The following is a 20038-nucleotide window of genomic DNA, read 5'->3' on the forward strand; positions in this document are numbered from 1 at the left end:
CCATGTTCCTCTCCGATTTCAGTATCAAGCGCCCGGTGGCGATGATTGTCATCATCATCACCCTGATGTGCGTGGGTTTACTGGCGCTCAAGAAACTCAAAGTTAACCAGATACCCGATGTGGAAGAGCCAGTGCTATCCATATCCATACCGTACCCGGGTGCTTCACCGGAAACAGTGGAACGTGAGATCATCAATCGCCTGGAGAAATCCCTGCAAAGTATTACCGGCGTGTATCAGGTACGTTCCACCGCCAATGAGGGGAGTGCCAGCATCACCATCGTCTTCAACTTCAACAAGAACATGATTGAAGCTTCAGAAGAGGTCAGGAATGCGATTGCGTCTATACGCTATAAAATGCCGGTGGAAATGCGCGAGCCCGTCATTGAAAGGCGTGACCCCTCGGCACAACCCATCATGCAACTGGCACTGACATCGGACGGTTTGACCCACGCGGAAATTTCACGCATGGCCGAAGATGAATTGTCCGATAAATTCCGTGCCATAGATGGGGTGGCAACAGTTTCTGTTGATGGGTCTCTGAAACGGGAACTGACCGTCTTGTTGCACGCACAGAAACTGCGTGAATACAATGTATCCGTGGCAGAAGTCGTGACGGCTCTGCGCGACCAGAACACCACCGCACCGGTAGGCAAGGTCAGGGGCAGGCTGGATGAACAAAGCATACGCCTGATAGGACGCATAGAGTCGCCGGCTGAATTCCAGAACATCGTCATCAAGCGACGCGGTAACGAACTGGTTAGGTTGGCACAGGTGGCCGACATTGCCGACAGCTTTGCTGAAATCAATGGTTTCAGTGTACGCAATGGCAAGCCGAATGTGGGCATTTCCATTACCCGTTCACGTGATGCCAGTACTGTTACCGTCGCGGGTAAAGTGCGCGACCTGGTTGCTGATATCAACAAGACTTTGCCGGCTGGCACCAAGATGGAAGTAACACAGGATGGCGGCAAGGATGCGCAAAGCAGTCTCAACAACGTGATCGAATCGCTGATGTTTGGCGCAGTGCTGACGATTTTTGTGGTGTATGTATTTCTGAATTCCTGGCGTTCTACCCTGATTACAGCAATGAGTTTGCCAACTTCGGTAATCGCAGCCTTTATAGCGGTCTGGTTGTGCGGCTTTACGCTGAACTTCATGACACTGCTGGGCTTGTCGCTGGCGATTGGTGTACTGATTGATGACGCGATTGTGGTGCGGGAAAATATTGTACGGCATATGGAAATGGGTTCTGACCGGCGCACAGCTGCCAGTAACGGCACCAAGGAAATTGGTCTGGCTGTGGCAGCCACCACCTTCTCCATCATTGCCGTGTTTATCCCCGTAGCTTTCATGCCGGGGGTGTCGGGCGAATGGTTCCGTCCCTTTGCACTGACGGTGGCCAGCTCGGTGCTGGTCAGCCTGTTTATCTCATTTACGCTGGACCCCATGTTGTCTGCTTATTGGGGAGACCCGGTTGGGCATCATCTCGAACCCAAACATGGTATCAGCCTGGTATTGGCCAAATTCAATACCTGGTTTGATCATCAGGCGGACCGTTACGGCAACGTGATCGCCTGGGCCTTGCATCATCGTGTCTGGATGGCACTGATCGCCGCTGTCAGTTTTGCAGGTGCACTGACCTTGCATGCGGTCAAGGGGGGCACCAGCTTTTTGCCTACGGCTGACAATGGCACGATCATGATTGATGTCCGCACGCCGTCAAGTTCCAGTCTGGAATATGGCAGGTTAAAAGTGGAAAAAGCTGCCGAGCTGGCGCGCACTATAAAGGAAACCCAGGTCACCAACAGCATCATCAATAGTACCGGTGGTCGTGTATATGTGGATATAGGCAAGAGTACCGAGAGAGAACGGTCGGCGGTAGAGATCGCTGTCGAATTGCGCAAGAAAGTCGGCAGCATCATTGGTGCCGAATATGTGGTGCAAGATGATTTGCAAAACGGCGGGCGCAAGCCGGTTCAGATACAGTTTTCTGGTCCTGATTCGCGCAAGCTGATGCAGATCGCCAACGACTTCATGGAAAAACTGAGCAAGGTCAACGGTGCAGTCGATGTTGGTCTGTCCGAACAAGACCCGAAAGATGAATTGCAGATAGAAATGGATCGCGGTTTGGCGAACTCCCTCGGCATTTCAGTCAATGATGCGGCGCAGGCTTTGCGCGTGGCGTTTGCCGGTGTTGAGATAGGTGACTGGGTTGACCCTACCGGTGAAGCACGTGATGTCGCAGTACGTTTGCATCCGGATGACCGCATCAGTGCTGAAAACATAGAACGTTTGCCGATTGCCGTGGCTGGCAGTGACAAGATGGTTCCGCTGGAACAGATTGCCACCATCACCATGGGCAAGGGACCAGCCAAGATTCAGCATACTGATGGCAAGCGCATGATTGCCGTATCCGCCAATGCCCAGGGCAGGTCACCTGGTGAAGTGACGGCAGATGCGTTGAAAATTGCCAAGGCGATCAATTTCCCTACTGGTTTTGGTATCGAACTGGGTGGTGCTGCGCGCTCGCAAAAAGAACTGTTTACTGAAATGACGATTGCGCTGGTGTCCGGTATTGGCCTGATGTATCTGATCCTGGTCATGCAGTTCGGTTCTTTCACAGCGCCTATCGCCGTCATGTTGTCGCTACCCCTGAGCCTGATCGGTGTGGTGGTGGCCTTGCTGTTGACGAAGGGCACGCTGAACCTGATGAGCTTCATCGGCATCATCATGTTGATGGGATTGGTGGCAAAAAATGCGATTCTCTTGCTGGACTGTGCACGCAAACGGGAAGAAGAAGGTTTTGACCGTGAAGAATCATTGATGTACGCCGGTCGCAAACGCCTGCGCCCCATCCTGATGACCACCTTTGCCCTGATCGCCGGTATGCTGCCAGTGGCCATCGGCTTGGGTGAGGGCGGTGAATTCTATCGCCCACTGGCGATTGCGATTATCGGTGGCACTATCACTTCCACCTTGCTGACCTTGCTGGTCGTACCGACTTTCTACGATAGTATAGAAATCAGCTTTGACCGTATGATGGCAAAATTCCGTCGCCGTGAAACGCGCTGGAATAGCCTGTTCGCCTTCGTACTGACCTTCATCGAGGCCTTGCTGACCTTGTTGATGATACGGTTTATTTACCGTCTGCCTTTCAAGGCATGGCGCTTGATGAATGGGCGTCCGGCAGCAGCATAGTAGTCAGATGCATTGCCTGAAACAACATACCCACCTCGCTGGAGGGTATTTTTTGCCGATTGCTGAATTGTGCAACAAAATATTTTGCATAAAGTTATAAATTATTTGATGAAAAATCATCCATAACCATATCTATCTTCATTCATGAGATTTTTGTATTTATGTGTCGCAACATCAATATCCATGCGGGTTTTCACCGGCCTGGACGGTCATCAATGGATTGACTTTAATGCTTATATGATATCGTTTCCCAAACACTGAAATAGACACCTTAACGGACCCAAAATCCTTCACAATTTCATTGCAGTTTCATGCTTGACGGCGTCCCCGCAAATACGGATACTTCGCCCACTGTTTTTCTGGTTGATCGTCACATGAACAGCCAGCAAGACCTGTCTGCTTTCCATCGCAAATAATTCCAGCCTTTAAAAAAGGCGGTTTGCCATGGTGTGATAAAAACAATTGAACAGGAGAGACGAATGACTCAATCCGCGACTATGGACAGTGCCGACCAGGCGCGAATGCCAAAACAGATACCGTATATTATCGCCAACGAAGGCTGTGAACGTTTCAGCTTTTATGGCATGCGGAATATTCTGACGCCATTTTTGATTACCGGCCTGCTGTTGTCCATGCCGGAAAACATGCGCGCCGGTATGGCTAAAGAAGTTTTTCATACCTTTGTCATCGGCGTTTATTTTTTCCCCTTGCTGGGTGGTTGGCTGGCTGACCGTTTCTTTGGCAAATACAATACCGTGTTCTGGCTGAGCCTGGTGTATTGTTGTGGTCACGCATGTCTGGCGATTTTTGAAGATAATCGAAATGGTTTTTATACCGGGCTCTTCCTGATTGCGCTGGGGTCAGGAGGTATTAAACCGTTGGTGGCTTCTTTTGTTGGTGATCAGTTTGACCAGTCCAACAAGTCATTGGCGCAAAAGGTGTTTGACGGTTTTTATTGGATCATCAATTTCGGTTCTTTCTTTGCGTCCCTGCTGATGCCCATATTCCTGAAGAAACTGGGTGCCAGCATTGCTTTCGGTATCCCCGGCCTGCTGATGTTTATTGCGACCATTATTTTCTGGTCTGGCCGCAAGAGATATGTGCATGTAAAACCGGTAGCACGTGACCCGCATTCTTTCTTGAATGTCGTACGTACAGCATTGACAACTGATACACCGGGTCAGGTAAAGAGCGGTTACTACATGGCGGTCTTCGGTGCCTTGCTCGCAGTTGGCTCCCTGTTCCTGATTTCCAAGATCGGCATCGTTGCTGCTTTGTGCCTGGCGCTGGTCCTGGTACTCGGTTTTGGTGGCATGGGAGCATGGATGCAGCTGGATCGTGCGCGTGGTGTGCATCCAGATCATGCGGTCGATGGTGTACGTTCCGTATTGCGCATACTGGTGGTATTTGCTCTGGTGACACCGTTCTGGTCCCTGTTTGATCAAAAGGCATCGACCTGGGTATTACAGGCAGACAAAATGACCAAGCCAGAATGGTTTGAACCGGCACAAATGCAGGCCCTGAATCCCATGCTGGTGATGTTGCTGATTCCATTCAATAACCTGGTGTTGTACCCGCTGTTGAAACTCAGGGGAATGGAACTAACTGCCTTGCGTCGCATGGGGCTGGGGATTGCGTTTTCTGGCTTGGCCTGGATCGTCGTCGGCTTCATGCAACTGGCTATTGATGGCGGCAATGCCATCGTAATCACCTGGCAAATCCTGCCTTACGCCTTGCTGACTTTTGGCGAGGTACTGGTATCAACCACCGGTCTGGAATTCGCGTATAGCCAGGCACCGCTGGCGATGAAGGGGGCCATTATGAGTTTCTGGAGTCTGTCAGTCACGATAGGTAACCTGTGGGTCTTGTTGGCCAATTCCAGCGTCAAGAGTGATGCCGTGACCGAACAGATCAAGAGCACGGGCATGAGTGTTACTGCCTTCCAGATGTTTTTCTTTGCTGGCTTTGCCTTGCTGGCCGCTTTCTTGTTTGCCTTGTACGCAAGAGGCTACAAGATGCAAAACAATTATCGACAAGCTGGTTGATGTTATCCACCAGCTAATCGGGTTAAGAAAAAGCCGCATGATCAAATAATCATGCGGCTTTTTTCCATTTATATCCAAATGGACGTTGACAGTTCTAGCGCAAGGTTTCTGTCAGTACCCGGCCTTCTGAACCTGACGGTGGGCGCACCCTCAGCAAATGGGCAAGGGTAGGGGCAATATCCATGACTTCTGCATATTGGCCATAGGCACCAGGTTTGAACCATGGTTTGCCCATGAAAACCAGCGGCACATTTGTGTCGTAGCTATACGGTGAACCATGTGATGTACCGTGGGAACCACTCCCAAAATACCAGTAAGGCTTGGTGACCAGCATGACATCGCCGGAACGCTGTCTGTTCCAGGCACGTTGCATTAACGTGCCCAACCTGTTTCTTGGCACATTGCCGTTTTCAAGCTGGGTGCGGGTAAAGCTGTTGGCGATACCTGGAACGGTCAATGCAAACCTGGCTGCTGCTATTTCTACCTCTTCGCGCTTCAAGCCTTTTTGATCAATCAGTTTGTAGTCGAGCAGGATGCTGGGATTGGTCCAGGTCGTCGCCAGTTTGTCCTGGCCAAATTTCTCGGACAAATGTTTGTTCATGGCTTCCAGCAGTTTTTTTCCATCCAGCCTTTGCGCATCACGTTTGATCGCTTGCGAGAACTCAGGCACATTGGGGAAGCCGTGGTCAGCCGTCAGCACCACCATGGTGTTATCGAGGCCCACGCGTTTGTCCAGATAGCTGAAAAAACCTGCCAACAGGCGATCCAGTCTTTGCAGGTGGTCATGTGACATGCGGCTTTCGGGACCAAAGCTGTGGTTTACATAGTCATGGCTGGACAGGCTGATACCCAGTACATCAGGCACACCAGCGCTGTTTTGGCCCAGTTTTTCACCTTCCACTGCAGCACGCGCAAAATCCAGGGTCATTTCATCCAGATAGGGGCCAGTGTAAAGTTTGCCGTAATATTCGGCGTCGGGTTTGCCTGACTTACTGGTATAAGTGAAAGGGAAACGTTTGTCTTTGGCATCTGTATCGCTCAAGAGATTGTCGTTGGCATCATTGGCATAGGCTGCATCGGCCAGCAAAGGACGCCATTCCTTACCGTAGAAACGATCTTGTGGCTTGGCTGCCTGGTATTGTTGCACCCACTCAGGATGGTTTTTCATGTAATAAGTGGAGCTGGCAAAATTGCCGGTCTTTCCCATATACATATACGCTGTACCGGTTTTGCCTGCCAGCAGGATTGCACCCCTGTCCTTGCCTGATACGGTGATGACCTTGCTGCGCTCACCGCTGGCATAACGCAATTCATCACCCAGGGTGCTGACGCGCAGATTGGCGGGAGACGTACCGTCACTGGCCTTGGTTTCTTCACCAATATACGTGTATGCCGTGTCTTCAGTACAGTAAACGGATGCCAGTGTCACCGGGTCTACCCAGTTATTGGCTATGATGCCATGCTGGTAAGGGTAGGCACCTGTCAGCACGGCAGAATGACCGACTGCCGTGACCGTCACACCATGGGCCTGATGAGCGTCGCTAAACCAGGCACCCTGATCAAGCAAGCGACGAAAACCACCTTGACCGAATTGATCACGGTAACGTACAACCTGTTCTTGTGGTAAGCCATCTACTACCAGTACCACCACCAGTTTGGGCTGGGCTGATTTTTCAACTGCATAAACCGGAGCGGTGTTTAGAACAGTTGAGGCAGCGAGGCAAGACAGTAAAAATAATCTGCGAATGGGATTTGTGGTGCGTAAGGCGGCTGGCAGTAAGGTTTTCATAATTGATGGGATAAGATCCTGGCAGGGTTACAAAAAAGAGCTGCAAAAATATTTAATGAGGCAAACCTGATCAAACAAACTGGCAAAAAAACGACTGTCACTTCGGTCGGAACGGTGGGGGCAGGCGGCAACAGCATACACTATGCAATTGCTACGCAGTAACACTGCTTAGCAGGCTGACTAATCTGCTGTAAAAAAATACGATGAAAATCGGCCATGAAATTGCTATTGCGACAGCCATTTGTGTTGTGAAGCAAAAACATTCAATCAAGAATTGTATTTTATTACTTTACACCTACTTACCTGGCGGTAAAATGAATTGGCAAGCTTGATTTTGTGAAGCTTTAACGTTGCCAGAAATCGGGTTATTCTTGAACGACGATACTACTGATATTTTCCTGTTCGATTTCACGCCGACTGCCATTGTAGTCATCATTGATGACAAGCTGGTGAAACTGAATCAGGCTGCTGTCTCCTTACTTGAAACCAACGATGAACAAAGTTTGTTAGGCCGTTCCATCAACGACTTTGTTCATCCGCTGGATCAGCCACGCTCTCAGGGACGTCTGAAGAGACAGGGAGAGGCGTGGATAAACGCAACTGGCAAGTTTCGCATACGCACCACTAAAGACAATTTCCGTATGTTGTTAGTCAATAGCCGGGCCATACATTATGGTGGCCAGGTAGCAGTCATGATAAGTGGCATGGACGTGACTGAGCATAGCGAGATGGAAGAGCAACTGCGCCAAAGCGAATTCAATTTCAGGCGATTGTTTGAAAATATGCAAGATGTCTATTACCGCACGGATGTTGGCGGCATAGTCCAGAAAGTCAGTCCTGCCATACGCAAGGTACTGGGCTATGAGCCGGAAGAAATAGAGGGACATGAGGTAGAAGCCTTTTATCCATCCACAACCGACCGCGATACCTTTATGAAGGCGATACTTGAATTTGGCATGGTGACCGATTTTCCAGGGCGCATGCTGCGCAAAGATGGCACATTGATAGACATCTCTATCAGCAGCCAGGCGCTATACGATGACGATGGAAACTTTGCCGGCATTGAAGGAATTTGCCGTGACGTTACCCAGCGAAAAATGCTGGAACGTGAACTGCAACGCCTGGCTACCACTGATCCACTGACAGATATTGCCAACAGGCGCGCTTTTCTCGAGTACGCTGAGCATGTTTTCAAAAGCTGCCAGCGTTACCAGACACAAATGACTTTGCTGATGCTGGATCTGGATTTTTTCAAGAACATTAACGACCAGTATGGACATCAGTGCGGTGACCAGGTATTGCTACGCTTTGCCGAAACAGTCAAGGTTGAATTGCGTGAATCTGACCTGTTCGGCAGGTTGGGAGGCGAAGAATTTTGCATCATCCTGCAACAGGCCAGCCGCAGCGAAGCCATGCTGGTGGCGGAGCGTATACGCAGTAATGTGCAATCACTGGTGTTGACATCGGCATCTGGTGATTTCATTTTCCTGACAGTCAGCATAGGTATCGCCACCTATAGAACAGAAGATGACCGTCTTGGCCGCTTGCTTGAACGGTCTGACAAGGCCTTGTATCAGGCAAAAAGCAATGGCCGTAACCAGATCAAATGGGAAGCCTGACACTTATAGGACTTACGCAAAACCGCCCCAACTGCGTTGTAGCTCCTTGCCGTCTAAAGTACTGTCTTCGTCGCTACGGTGTAGTCGGGGTTTCAGACAATATATTGTCTGCCGACGTAACGAACCTCCCTTGCAAGGGAGGTTTCCTAAAAGCGATAGGTGTAGTCGGGGTTTCAGACAACATGTTGTCTGTCGACGGAACGAACCTCCCCTGCAAGGGAGGTTTCCTAAAAGCGATAGGTGTAGTCGGGGTTTCAGACAACATGTTGTCTGCCGACGGAACGAACCTCCCCTGCAAGGGAGGTTTCCTAAAAGCGATAGCCTTGATGGGACAATTTTGCGTAAGTCCTAACTTATGAGCAGCAAACTCATAAAACAAAATGAATACAGCGAAAATTCATAAGCTCCAATTTGGATTATTTGCCGGGAAAATAGCGTAATCGTGCAATGTCTACAGCCAGCCAGTCTTGCGGAAGCGATAGTACAAATATCCGCATACACCAAACATGATACCCAGTGCCATCGGATAGCCATAGTGCCATTCCAGTTCGGGCATGGCCTTGAAGTTCATGCCCCAGATGCCTGCAAAAGCAGTCGGTACGGCAAAAATCGCTGCGCCAGCGGCAAGGCGTTTATTGACTTCGCTTTCATCAATGGCAACCATGGACAGGTTGACCTGTATGGCCGTGCTGATGGTGTCGCGTATGGTTTCTATGGATGTGTTCAGGCGGTACAGATGATCATAGACATCACGGAAATATTCCTGGGTATTCACGCAAAGACCTGGCACACGGCCCCCAAACAGTTTGCTGCTGGCTTCCATCAAAGGCGTCACAGCATGTTTGACTATCATGATCTTGCGTTTCAACTGGTACAGACGTTGAATATTGGCGCGTTCGCTGCCTTTGGTGAAAATTTGTTCTTCTATCAGTTCCAGTTCATTTTCCAGGGCATCCACCACTGGAAAGTAACGGTCAACGATGGCATCAATCAAGGCATAAAAGACAAAGGATGAACCATGCTTCAGCAAATGTGGCTCACGCTCGCAACGCTGACGTACCCCCAGGAAATTCTGCTGACAGCGGTTACGCACGGACAGTACATAATTGTCACCAACGAACAGGTTCAGTTCACCGATATTCAACTCACCGTTGATCATTTCCACGGTATGGATGACAGCGAATAGGGAATCCCCGTATTCTTCTATCTTCGGTCTTTGATAGCCGTGCCGCGCATCTTCAACGGCCAGTTCATGCAAATCAAACTCGACCTGCATTTCCTGCAATTCTTCATCTGACGCATCACGCAAGGCCACCCAAACAAATTGGTCCTTATGCTGCACATAGTCGCTGATTGCCGCCACGGGGATATCTGACAGCTTGCGACCTTCCTGGTAAGCGACGCAGTTGACTAACATGATTTTTGACTGTGCAGTAGGTGGATAAAAAACTGCGCACCAGTATGCAGTGCGTCTGTTGCCTGTTTATTTGTGTCTGCTTATTTGCGTCTGTCTATTTGTTCGGTCTTGCTGACTATATAGCTTAAACCTTCAGCTTATACCTGCTGCTTAAGCCCGTCCATCCTTGTGTTTTTCCACTTTCCTCTGCAATACAAAAATAGGTTGTGCCCATTCGGTATCCTTTTTCTTTTTGCTGGTGATTAATGTCAGCTCTGACGGGTCGTAGACATCGGTATTATGTGTCAGCGGTGTCGTCATTAAATACTGGGCATCGGTATTTTTCAGGAACTCACCGACCAGTTGGATATTGCGTATATCCAGATGGGCGAAGGGTTCATCGATGAAGACAAAGCCGCCGGAACCATCGTCAGATTTCAGCAAGCCTATCAGCAGGATCAGCGACTTCATAACTTGCTGGCCACCGGATGCTTCACCGTCATTCATGCCTATCGGGCCTTTGCCGTCAAACTTGAAGCGCACATGCAAGCCAGCCTGGGCCAGTTGTATGTCGTCATTTTCCAGCTTGACTGGGTCGGTATGCACTTCTATGCCTGCCAGTTCACCTAGTTGCTTGATGTTTTTGCTATATGACTTGATCGTGAAGCGCAGCCTGTCCATATAGGCAGCACGGGCATTCACCGTGGCTTCAATTGCCCGGTTATTCTGGTAGCGGCGTTCATCGGTTTCTGCCTGGCGACCTTGCAGCAGGGCATTCAGACGCGTGTATTGATCGACGACGGTGGAATCGGTTTCCCAGTCATCACGCGCCAGGTTATTGGTCAGACTGCGTATGCGCAGCTCGATCTGGTGGACGTTTTCATGCTCGGCTACCAGTTCCTTGCGGTGTGAAGTGCGCTTCCAGTTATGCGGCAGGGTGTGCCAGGTGTCGCGCATGGCACGCAGGGTTTCAAATTGCGCCTTGCGTTCATCGGCATGGCGTTTTTCTGAACTGCGCAATTGTGCTTCCGCATCGGCGATAGCGGCTTTGGCCTGTTCCCATTTCAGATGAGCGACCGAACGTTGTTCAGTGGCGGCTTTCAGCAAAGGTGCGATTTCACCCAGACGACCACCAACTTCCATGCGCTGCTGTTTCAGCGGTTGGGTATTGCGACTGGCTTCTTCAAATTCGGCATGACGGGCACTGAGTTCTTTTGCTGCATCCACACCTGCCAGGCGCGCTTTGTAGGCACTGATTTCACCTGCCAGCTTGCTGATCTGCATGGTCAGGACATCTTCCTGCGATTGCAAGCGTGGCAAAGACTTCAGCAAGGCTTCCAGACGTTGTGTACGGCCTGCATTACCAAAGCGGTAGCGCGATACTTCCACGAACAGTGAACGGCCACCACGACGCTCGAAATGGTAGGCATCCGGCGTGATCCATTCCTGATTCTTTGGCAGCTTCATGCCCAGCTCTATCGAGCCTACGGTGTCGATGCGTTGAAGCTGTTCTATCAGCCAGGCGGGTGCCTGTCCAGTGAAGTTGACGACAGACAGCAGGCTCTGATCCTTGACCACAGGCGCACTGATGCGGTCCGGTACGATGAAGTGGCTATAGCGCTGCTTTTCACCGATGCGGTAAGCGGCAGCAGCATCAGTCGTCTTGTCCAGCAAGATGACCGAGGTATAGCCGCGTAAGACACCTTCCACTGCCGCCTGCCATTTAGGATCGGTGACTTCGACGATCTCTGGCAACATGCAGTGCGGGATGTTCGCATCCGTCAGCGCGCGGCGCATCTGGCGCACGTTTTCTGGATCAGGCAGGGCAGACTTACCTTGCAGGGCAGCGATGGTTTCCATCTCGCCGGCGATGCGCTGGGTCAGGGCATCACGTTCCAGTTTCTGGCGTGACAGTTCAGCTTCTTTTTTCTCCAGATCATCAGCGATATTGGCAACGTCGGCGTCAGCTTCGGCGGCCAGTTTTTGCAAACGGGCTTTTTGTTCCAGCAGGCTTTCTTGCGGTTTCAGTTTGCTGTTGATTTGCTGCAGTTTTTCGCGCAGTGACGATTCTTCAGTTTCCAGTGCGGCTTCAGCCTGCTTGGCATCTGTGACTTGTTGTGCCTGCTGTGCCAGATGTTGGCGACGTTCAGACAAACCCTGGTCTTGCGTCTTTAAAAAACGCTTGCTGGCACGCAGGGCCTGGCTGGTGCTACCTGCTTGTTCCAGTGCTTCATGGTATTGCAGGGTAGGCAGTATTTCTTCCTGCAGATCGCGTTTTTCCTTGTTCAGGCTTTCATATTGGTGATAATTGGCAACGCGCAGGCGCAAGCCTTCCAGATTGGTTTTTGCACCTTCAAGTTCGGTTTCAAAACGCTGTAATTCAGTTTCAGTATCACGCTGATGGCGCTTCGCATCATCATAGGCATCCAATACTTCTTTGTCGCCAAACACCTGGAACACCAGATCCAGCAACTGGCGGGGCGCATATTCACACAACTTGTCGGTTTCGCCCTGTTCCAGCGCCAGCACCTTGCCCATGGCATTCGACAAACCAGCGTGGGCCAGGCGCTTGCGATAGCTTTCCACACCCAGCCAGTCATTCGCTTCCTGAATGTCTTCGATCTCGGTTTTGCCACTGCGCATCAGGTATTGACGCTTCCAGTCACCGCCGTTTTTTTCTATCTTGCAAAACAGCGTGACTTCATCTTCATACAGACCGGACATGCGGAAGGGGCGATTGGAAATCTGCGGCCCGACTGCACTGTTATCGACGACTGCACGTATCCATGCGGTTTGCTGGCCAGAGTGGCGAGCATAGTGCTTGTATGAACGTCCCATGGAACATTCCAGACCAAACAGGGTGCGCAAGGCATCCAGCAGCGTGGTTTTACCCGAACCGTTTTGTCCGGCGATGGTAATGATCTTGGCATCCAGCGGGATGTTCTTGATGCGTTGCCAGTAATCCCAATGGACAAGTTCCAGCGATTTGATATGAAACATGGTTCTTATTCTTTTCCGGTATGGATGTTGAGATCGGCATTGCTGTCTGCAGTGGTGTCAGCTTGGATATCAGCATGAGTATCTGCGGCTGTTTGTACTGCATCGACTGCGCTTGCAGCGATAACCTCAATGGCTTCTGCAGGCTCAATAATGGCTGGTGCGCGTGGCGCCGGAATCTGGAAAATATCCGACAGCGCACCATTGATGATGCGGTCTTTCAGGGTATCGGTATCCATCAGCAAATCCAGTAACGGGCCTTCCAGAATCAGGTCAGCTTTGCGTTCAATAAAGCCGACGCGTGCCAACTGACCCAGGTTCATATCCATACGGGTTTTCTTGCCGAGTTTTTCACCAAAGTCTGCCAGCAGGGCGCGGTAAGAAATACCTATCGAGGTATCCTCCGCACGTGGCATGGGTTTGTCTTTGCCGAACATATCGTTCTGGTCTTCTTCGGCCAGTTGATGGGCTTCCTGGCGCTCACGCTTGGGCAAAATAATCAGTGACCACAACACCACCAGCAAGGCAACGCCATCGCGCGCCAGGCCAAAATTATTGTTTTGCCAGGTTTCCTTGGTGCCAAATACTTTGGATTCACTATCGCGTGTCAAAGCCAGAGTGACATAGTCGGCATACACGTTATCGACAAATTTCATGCCGCAGGCTTTTAAGCGGGCATCAATTTCGGTGCGGAACAATTCATCAGATAATGCGCGTTTGACCAGCTTGTCTTCACGGCGCAGGGTCTGGTGCGCCAGCAAACGGGCGATCAGGATTTGTGCATCTTCGGTCATGGTGTTTCTCTCGTTGGTGCTGAGGTGGCAGAAGGTGATGGTGGCTGCGACGGTAGCTGTTCGGTGTTGACCGCTTTCGCTTTCACTTTGGTGGGTGGCGGGTTGCTTATTTCCGTCACGGCGCTCAGGCTGGCGATGGAAATCGCAGCCACATGATCATCATGTACCTTTTGCATTTTGTCTTTGGAATTGAATACCAGTGGCAGACGGGCCAGAATAGCCGTGGCACCCTGCAAGGCAGATTCATTGGCATCCCCCAGCAGCGGCAGCATGGAGGCGCGATAAGAAGCTATCGCAAAGCTCGATGGCAGCAAGATATCCTGCAAGGCTATCGGTTTGTCGCTGGCATCGGCCTCAGTCAGCAAGGCCAGCCAGTGATCCAGTTCATGCAGGGCATCGCTGTCTTCATTAGCGACCGATGGTGCATTTTCACCGGCAGGCAAGGCACCCGCCACTGCCGATACGCGGTGACTCAGCAACTCGCTTTCTGCCACATCTATCATTTCTGATGGCGTGATAAACATCGGTGTCACCGGTTTTGCCAGTGCATCGTCTGCCAGCGCCGCCAAATCTTCTTTTTGCAGGAGCCAGGTTTTGATATCTGTCGTCGACAAGCCAGATTGCCCCAGATGCACGCGCTGGCGTTCGATTTGGTTCAGTGCCCGCGAAAACATGCCCTGCATGTTCAGCAGCGCACTCTGGGCGCGTCCTATGGCTTGTGCCGCTCTGTGGGTGGCAGAATCTGCCCGGCTATCATTGGTGATGGCGTGAATGATCTGTGAGCCTTTTTCTACCCAGTCACAGGCTGTGTGCCATTTTTGCTGCGCCGTGCGCAACTGGAATTCGGAGCCGGAGGCAATCGCATCTGAAAATTCTTCCGTCAGTTCTATCAGCCTTCCCAGCAAATGATGTAACTGCTCTACCGACACGCCGCCCACCGCTTGTGCGCCGGCGACCTGGGTTAGCATATAGCTCATCTCAGCCTGGTCATTGTGCTCTTCTATATGCAGTAGCGATTCCAGTGCCGCCAGCACATTCCTGGCAGTCGGGGTGATGCGATAGACAGACTGGCTGGCATCCCAAATCAGCAGTCCGGTGGTGCGCAGGCGCGACAGCACGGTCTCCAGCGCATCCGGTTCCAGATAGGCCAGCTTGGTATTGATATCGGCACGGCTCAATGACGGTGTTTCCACGTCTGCGGTCAGTTCACGCAAGACCAGCAGACGCAGCAATACACCGTTGAAGCCGCCATGAAACAGCGCCGTGAAAGCCTGCAATACAGGCTGGGCACGTCTCAGGGGGAATACAGCGGAAACGTCGTCAGGTGTGATGCCAGTTTTGAAATACGTCTGCAGAGCGAGGTCTTCCCCGGTCTGGACGTGAGTGTCGTCACTAAAATTTTGCATGCGGCATTTTAACCGCTTGCAGCCTGCTTGAGTATTGTCAGGATTTTAATTTTTGACGTGTGTGACAGTCCGGCATTATAAGAAAATAAACTTGCTGACACGATGCAGCATGCCGGGTTCCAGTGATAACTTTATCGCTGATATGAGAAAGATAAGTATCCTTGCTATAAAACATATCAGATTTGCGCAAGTATTTACATAAATGATATGTCAGTGCAAACGCTTGCTGTCATAGCGATGTTCTACGATTTGCTGATGCAAGGCTTCCCGGTCATCCAGATTGGCATGTAAAAGCCGGGTGACTGCCTTTCTTTGAACCCGGTAGTAACGGCGACGATTCTGCCGCATGTCCAGGGTGCGCCAGCCTTTTTCGGTCAGCCAGTCCCATTGCTCATAGTCGATGGGAACGATCAATTGCATTTTCAGACGATTTAACACGATGGTGCTGCCAAATGCGGGTTTAGGGCCAGGGGGAGGTAATTCACGTGGGCTGCGTACCCTGAAAATATTCCTGAGACTGTTTTTTATGACTTCGATTAGCATGGCGTTTTAATTTGGTAACAAAAAAAGTCAGTACGGTGTAAGTAGCATTTCTTGAAGTAGACCCCAGCTTCATTAATATGCCCGTTTTTGAATGTAAATACGAGGGTTTTTTTGCGAAACAGCAAGAAAATAGGGTTAAATATTTTATCCGTATATTAAATTTAACGGTATTAATAGTTATGTAATTTTCTGTAAGTAAATAAATTTGAAGTTACATTTCTGGCATGTGTCGTGTCTGTGCTACCTTTGTATATGTTTCAATTGTTTGTCTTTCGCAACTATTTTCTGGTAATGTATACAATAGCAACATCATTCAAGCTGAGAGGAAGTAGGCATGGAAGCCAGATTACATATTGTGTTTGACCCGCTTTGTGGCTGGTGTTATGCCGCCAGTCCGCTCCTGCGTCAGTCTCAGGTATATTTTGGCGAGCGACTGTCGATGGTGTTTCATCCGGGCTTGCTGTTTCCAGAGCCCAATGTGATCCCTGCTGCTTATCGTGAACATATTATTTCTGCTGATCAGCATATTGCCAAGCTGTCTGGGGTACTGTTTGGCTCAGCATATCTGAACAAAGTAAAAAATACACCCTCACTCAGTTATTATTCCGTGCCAGCAGCAACTGCGATAAGTGGCGTTGCTGCTTTGGCCGCTGTCGGAGAAATCGCCACAGATGCCGGGCTGGTTATGTTGGAAAAAATTCAACATGCCAACTATGTGGATGCTGCGGATGTCAGCGATCTTTGGCTGCTTACTCAATTGGCTGGCGGAATAGGTGTATCAGCGGACACGTTCAAAGAATGCTATTCCAAGGCGCAAGCGGATTTACCCGGTCAAACCAGGCTAGCACACCAATTGTTAGGTCAGGTGGGCGCGCAGGGCTTCCCCACATTTATTCTGGAAGCCAAAGGGCAATTCCGTCGACTGGATCACAGTGCTGCCTACCAGGACAACAACCTGTTTATTACGCAGATAGAACAGGTGCTTGCCTGACCGGATTGATGCGAAAGTCAACGCTACAGTGATGACGGGCAGATTTCCAGTATTTGTAAGAAAATACTTCCCATGACGACTAATGAGTCTTGACAGGGAGAATGTAATGAACGCGACATCAACCGAATTTGCCACATTGGGCGGCGGCTGTTTCTGGTGTACCGAGGCAGTATTCCAGCAAATCCATGGCGTATTGAAAGTAGAATCCGGCTACGCTGGCGGTACTGTGCATCAACCCAGCTACGAACAAATCTGTACAGGCAGGACTGGTCATGCTGAAGTTGTCCGCCTGACTTTTGATCCTGCTATCGTCAGTTACCATGATTTGCTGGAGATATTCTTCACCATTCATGATCCCACGACACTGAATCGTCAGGGGAATGATACCGGTACCCAGTATCGTTCAGTCATTTTCTTTCATGATGAGCAGCAGCATGCAATAGCAAAGCAGGTGGTCGCAGAGATGGCAAATGTGTGGGATGGCCCCATCGTGACTGAAATCAGCCCGGCCCCGATGTTTTACCTGGCGGAAGCCTACCACCAGAATTATTTCCGTCAAAACCCGCAGCAAGGCTATTGCTCATTCGTGGTGGCTCCGAAAGTGGCAAAAGCAAGAAAAATGTTTGCCAGTAAGCTGATCAGCTGACAATTGCCATGCCGACTATCTTTGAAAAATTGATGTCTGGCGATTTGCCCTGTGCCATTGTGTATGAAGATGAACTGGTGTTTGCTTTCATGGATGCGGGGCAGGTCAATCCTGGTCATGTACTGGTTGCCACACGCCAACCGTACCAGACGCTGATGGATGCCGATGAGGCATCCGCCATGGTGATGATGCGTGCCGCCCGGCATATAGCGCGGGCGGTACAGGATGTGTATCAACCTGAGGGTATTACCGTCTTGCAGGCCAACCATGAAGCTGGCTGGCAAACCGTGCCGCATCTGCACCTGCATGTGTTGCCCAGATATCTGGGTGATGGCATAGACCTGACTTGGCCACGTAAGGAACCGGGGCTGGAGGTTTTATTCAGTCATGCTGAAAAAATCAAAAACAACGATTTTCTGCAGCCATTGATGGCCAGTGCAGATCGCTGAAACCATTACGACACCCGCACCAAGGGTTCGCTTCGCTATATGCGTATTGCAGCAGGTACTCGAAAAAATTGTCATACTGGTTTGTTTATTTGATATGATTCTCTCAGCCTGTGCATATGTGCTGAATACCCGTTGGTGAATATTGGCCTGAAGACTAATGTTCCTGCTGTCAGCCCATCCCTGCATGGCTCACCCATGCCAATAACAGGGAGAAAAAAATGGCGCTTCGTGAAGTGAATCAGGCAACAGTTGATCTGGTCAAGCAGTTTGAAGGCATACCGGACGGCAATCCAGCCACCAGCAATATCGACCCCTATCTTGACCCCGTCAATATCTGGACCATAGGTTGGGGCCATGCCATTACTTATCAGGGGCGTTTCATGAAGGGGCAGGCCGATAGCCTGCAAGTAAAAGCTCTGTATCCGAACGGGATTACCCTGGTGCAAGCAACCAGTCTGTTGCAGACTGATTTGATGAATGCCGGTCGTGACGTATTGTCTGTGGTGACGGTTCCTTTGAACGACAATGAATACGGGGCATTGACCAGTTTTACTTTTAATCTGGGCATAGGCAATTTACGCAGTTCTACACTCCTGAAAAAGCTCAATGCCAATGACAGGGCGGGGGCTGCTGACCAGTTCGGGCTCTGGACGCTGGCCGGTGGCAAGCCACTGCCGGGACTGGTCAAGCGCCGTGCAGCAGAACGTGCCTTGTTTGTATTGCCAGTCACAAATTAAGGGAGAACAAGATGCCGTCTATGTTTAAAAGAATGCTGCTTTGTGTGCTGGTCTTGTGTGCAGGTCTGGTACAGGCGAATGAAGTCAAATCTGGTGGACCGATAGAGATCAGCTTGAGCAATGATTTCGAGATACCCGTCCCTGGTGTGTGTGCGTCATTGGCAACTGACCAGTTTGATCTGGTTGAGTTGCGTATCAATGGCATACTCAGCCAAAGGAAACTGAAAGACTGTGATCCTGATCCTGCCATGAACAAACTGGTCTTTCACTTGCCACAATCTGATACTGACAATTCGGCGTTAGAACGGGAATCATTAATGGGCTCCCCTTGGCAAGAGCTGCGGCACAACTACCACCGTGACTTGCCGTTCAATGTTAGCTTCAAAAATGGCGGTGGCACGAACATACTGGCAAGCGGCATCTTGCGTTTCCAGATTTTGAAACCGGGTTATGTCGTGTTCGGTTTCGGGTTTATTGCTGTCGTTGGGTATGCATTATTCCGCTTGGGACGAGATTCTGGTTTGCTGCGTGACAGTACTACTGCGGTAGTCAATGAGCGCTCTTTTAGCCTGGCGCGGGTACAAATGGCCTGGTGGTTCTTCATTGTGCTGGTATCGTACGTCTGGCTGTGGATAGTTGCTGAAGGTATTCCCACTATCTCGCCCCAGGCATTGGGCTTGCTTGGCATAGGCAGTGCTACTTACCTGACAGCTGCTGGCGTGGATGCCAGCAAACAAAACCAGTTTGGTGAAAGCAAGGGCTTCTTTAAAGACATCCTTAGTGATACTCAAGGCTTGACCTTGCATCGTTTTCAAATGTTGGTATTCAATGTGCTGATCGGTGTGTTGTTCCTGGTGTATGTGATACAGCATTTCAGCATGCCTGTATTTGATGGCAATATTCTGACATTGCTGGGTATGAGTGCTGGTACATATGCAGGCTTTAAAATCCCTGAGCAACAGGACAAGGCGGCTGCGCCGGATGATCCCAAGGCCGGCTATAGCCCGGAGACTTAAGCTCAAGAAAAATACACGTCAGATGTCAAAACGGGGAGTCTCAGACTCCCCGTTTTTTTTGCTGACTGATAATCACCAATCACGAACTATCTAGAACTCATTTCATCAATAGGGATGAGTGCGAGCAAGGCGATTCGGGATGCAGTGCAAGGCGTAAGGTGTGTACCCTGCGCAGCTAAGGCTGGTGCCTTAGCAAGCGCGACGTAACAACCTCGCGCAGCAATGCGCCCGCGAAGTGTCAATGCGGCCAGCTCCCGGAGGGTTTGCCTCATAACGCGTGCTGGACTGCAAGGTGTGAACAATTCGACTCGTTGTCAATAGACCCGCTATTGACTGCCTCGTCCCCTTGCAGGGCGCATGTGCGCTGGTAAGCGCACATCGTACGCAGGCGTGCAGCATGCTGCACGAAC

14 protein-coding genes are annotated in these 20038 nt (G+C 50.4%); 8 read left to right on the plus strand and 6 right to left on the minus strand.

The features are described from left to right. The first annotated feature begins 2 nt into the window (after window positions 1-2). Both AC1RVX_RS22465 and AC1RVX_RS22470 read left to right on the plus strand, forming a co-directional pair. On the plus strand, window positions 3-3200 hold the full coding sequence (locus AC1RVX_RS22465; protein ID WP_493218806.1) for an efflux RND transporter permease subunit: 3198 nt from the start codon (window positions 3-5) through the stop codon (window positions 3198-3200). Between the two features lie 479 nt (window positions 3201-3679). Further along, window positions 3680-5245 (plus strand): POT-type proton-dependent oligopeptide transporter, encoded by a 1566-nt coding sequence (locus AC1RVX_RS22470; RefSeq protein ID WP_493218807.1) that lies wholly within the window; start codon window positions 3680-3682, stop codon window positions 5243-5245. 94 nt (window positions 5246-5339) lie between these two features. Here the strand turns inward: AC1RVX_RS22470 and AC1RVX_RS22475 are convergent, their stop codons facing one another. Beyond that, window positions 5340-7034 carry an alkaline phosphatase family protein gene (locus tag AC1RVX_RS22475; RefSeq protein ID WP_493218808.1) on the minus strand — a complete coding sequence of 565 codons (1695 nt, stop codon included), beginning with the start codon at window positions 7032-7034 and terminating at the stop codon, window positions 5340-5342. Between the two features lie 371 nt (window positions 7035-7405). Here AC1RVX_RS22475 and AC1RVX_RS22480 point away from each other — a divergent pair, with 371 nt between their 5' ends. Next, window positions 7406-8653 carry a sensor domain-containing diguanylate cyclase gene (locus AC1RVX_RS22480; protein ID WP_493218809.1) on the plus strand — a complete coding sequence of 416 codons (1248 nt, stop codon included), beginning with the start codon at window positions 7406-7408 and terminating at the stop codon, window positions 8651-8653. Window positions 8654-9104: 451 nt separating this feature from the next. Here the strand turns inward: AC1RVX_RS22480 and corA are convergent, their stop codons facing one another. The 5 genes from corA to AC1RVX_RS22505 all read right to left on the minus strand — a co-directional run bounded on the left by corA (window position 9105) and on the right by AC1RVX_RS22505 (window position 15789). Then, the gene (gene corA, locus AC1RVX_RS22485; protein ID WP_493218810.1) at window positions 9105-10070 is read right to left on the minus strand and encodes a magnesium/cobalt transporter CorA; all 966 of its coding nucleotides are present in this window, start codon (window positions 10068-10070) and stop codon (window positions 9105-9107) included. A 150-nt stretch (window positions 10071-10220) separates the two neighbouring features. Beyond that, a complete protein-coding gene (locus AC1RVX_RS22490; protein WP_493218811.1) occupies window positions 10221-13049 on the minus strand; it encodes an ATP-binding protein in 2829 nt (942 codons plus the stop codon). 5 nt (window positions 13050-13054) lie between these two features. Continuing rightward, window positions 13055-13840, minus strand: a complete 786-nt coding sequence (locus tag AC1RVX_RS22495) for a hypothetical protein (protein WP_493218812.1) — start codon at window positions 13838-13840, stop codon at window positions 13055-13057. Then, window positions 13837-15246 carry a hypothetical protein gene (locus AC1RVX_RS22500; protein ID WP_493218813.1) on the minus strand — a complete coding sequence of 470 codons (1410 nt, stop codon included), beginning with the start codon at window positions 15244-15246 and terminating at the stop codon, window positions 13837-13839. Before AC1RVX_RS22500 ends, AC1RVX_RS22495 begins: the two co-directional genes overlap by 4 nt. Window positions 15247-15456: 210 nt before the next feature. Next, a complete protein-coding gene (locus AC1RVX_RS22505) occupies window positions 15457-15789 on the minus strand; it encodes a hypothetical protein (protein ID WP_493218814.1) in 333 nt (110 codons plus the stop codon). Between the two features lie 334 nt (window positions 15790-16123). On the opposite strand from AC1RVX_RS22505, the gene AC1RVX_RS22510 reads away from it, so the two are divergent. The 5 genes from AC1RVX_RS22510 to AC1RVX_RS22530 all read left to right on the plus strand — a co-directional run bounded on the left by AC1RVX_RS22510 (window position 16124) and on the right by AC1RVX_RS22530 (window position 19628). After that, window positions 16124-16780 carry a DsbA family protein gene (locus tag AC1RVX_RS22510; protein WP_493218815.1) on the plus strand — a complete coding sequence of 219 codons (657 nt, stop codon included), beginning with the start codon at window positions 16124-16126 and terminating at the stop codon, window positions 16778-16780. 106 nt (window positions 16781-16886) lie between these two features. Beyond that, window positions 16887-17426: a peptide-methionine (S)-S-oxide reductase MsrA gene (gene msrA / locus AC1RVX_RS22515; RefSeq protein ID WP_493218816.1), complete on the plus strand. Its 540-nt coding sequence runs from the start codon at window positions 16887-16889 to the stop codon at window positions 17424-17426. A gap of 8 nt (window positions 17427-17434) precedes the next feature. Then, complete coding sequence (locus AC1RVX_RS22520) at window positions 17435-17875, plus strand: HIT family protein (protein ID WP_493218817.1); 441 nt, start codon at window positions 17435-17437, stop codon at window positions 17873-17875. Between the two features lie 218 nt (window positions 17876-18093). Continuing rightward, window positions 18094-18612: a lysozyme gene (locus AC1RVX_RS22525; protein WP_493218818.1), complete on the plus strand. Its 519-nt coding sequence runs from the start codon at window positions 18094-18096 to the stop codon at window positions 18610-18612. Between the two features lie 11 nt (window positions 18613-18623). Continuing rightward, the gene (locus tag AC1RVX_RS22530; protein ID WP_493218819.1) at window positions 18624-19628 is read left to right on the plus strand and encodes a hypothetical protein; all 1005 of its coding nucleotides are present in this window, start codon (window positions 18624-18626) and stop codon (window positions 19626-19628) included. Window positions 19629-20038: the final 410 nt, after the last annotated feature.

Source organism: Undibacterium sp. GW821-FHT11B02 (assembly GCF_058808955.1).

Bases quoted from the DNA above. Each gene is read 5' to 3' on its own strand.
- AC1RVX_RS22505 (WP_493218814.1), bottom strand. From the start codon at position 15,789: ATGCTAATCGAAGTCATAAAAAACAGTCTCAGGAATATTTTCAGGGTA.
- AC1RVX_RS22530 (WP_493218819.1), top strand. From the start codon at position 18,624: ATGCCGTCTATGTTTAAAAGAATGCTGCTTTGTGTGCTGGTCTTGTGT.
- AC1RVX_RS22490 (WP_493218811.1), bottom strand. From the start codon at position 13,049: ATGTTTCATATCAAATCGCTGGAACTTGTCCATTGGGATTACTGGCAA.
- AC1RVX_RS22475 (WP_493218808.1), bottom strand. From the start codon at position 7,034: ATGAAAACCTTACTGCCAGCCGCCTTACGCACCACAAATCCCATTCGC.
- AC1RVX_RS22510 (WP_493218815.1), top strand. From the start codon at position 16,124: ATGGAAGCCAGATTACATATTGTGTTTGACCCGCTTTGTGGCTGGTGT.
- AC1RVX_RS22520 (WP_493218817.1), top strand. From the start codon at position 17,435: ATGCCGACTATCTTTGAAAAATTGATGTCTGGCGATTTGCCCTGTGCC.
- AC1RVX_RS22500 (WP_493218813.1), bottom strand. From the start codon at position 15,246: ATGCAAAATTTTAGTGACGACACTCACGTCCAGACCGGGGAAGACCTC.
- AC1RVX_RS22495 (WP_493218812.1), bottom strand. From the start codon at position 13,840: ATGACCGAAGATGCACAAATCCTGATCGCCCGTTTGCTGGCGCACCAG.
- AC1RVX_RS22470 (WP_493218807.1), top strand. From the start codon at position 3,680: ATGACTCAATCCGCGACTATGGACAGTGCCGACCAGGCGCGAATGCCA.
- AC1RVX_RS22465 (WP_493218806.1), top strand. From the start codon at position 3: ATGTTCCTCTCCGATTTCAGTATCAAGCGCCCGGTGGCGATGATTGTC.
- msrA (WP_493218816.1), top strand. From the start codon at position 16,887: ATGAACGCGACATCAACCGAATTTGCCACATTGGGCGGCGGCTGTTTC.
- AC1RVX_RS22525 (WP_493218818.1), top strand. From the start codon at position 18,094: ATGGCGCTTCGTGAAGTGAATCAGGCAACAGTTGATCTGGTCAAGCAG.
- corA (WP_493218810.1), bottom strand. From the start codon at position 10,070: ATGTTAGTCAACTGCGTCGCTTACCAGGAAGGTCGCAAGCTGTCAGAT.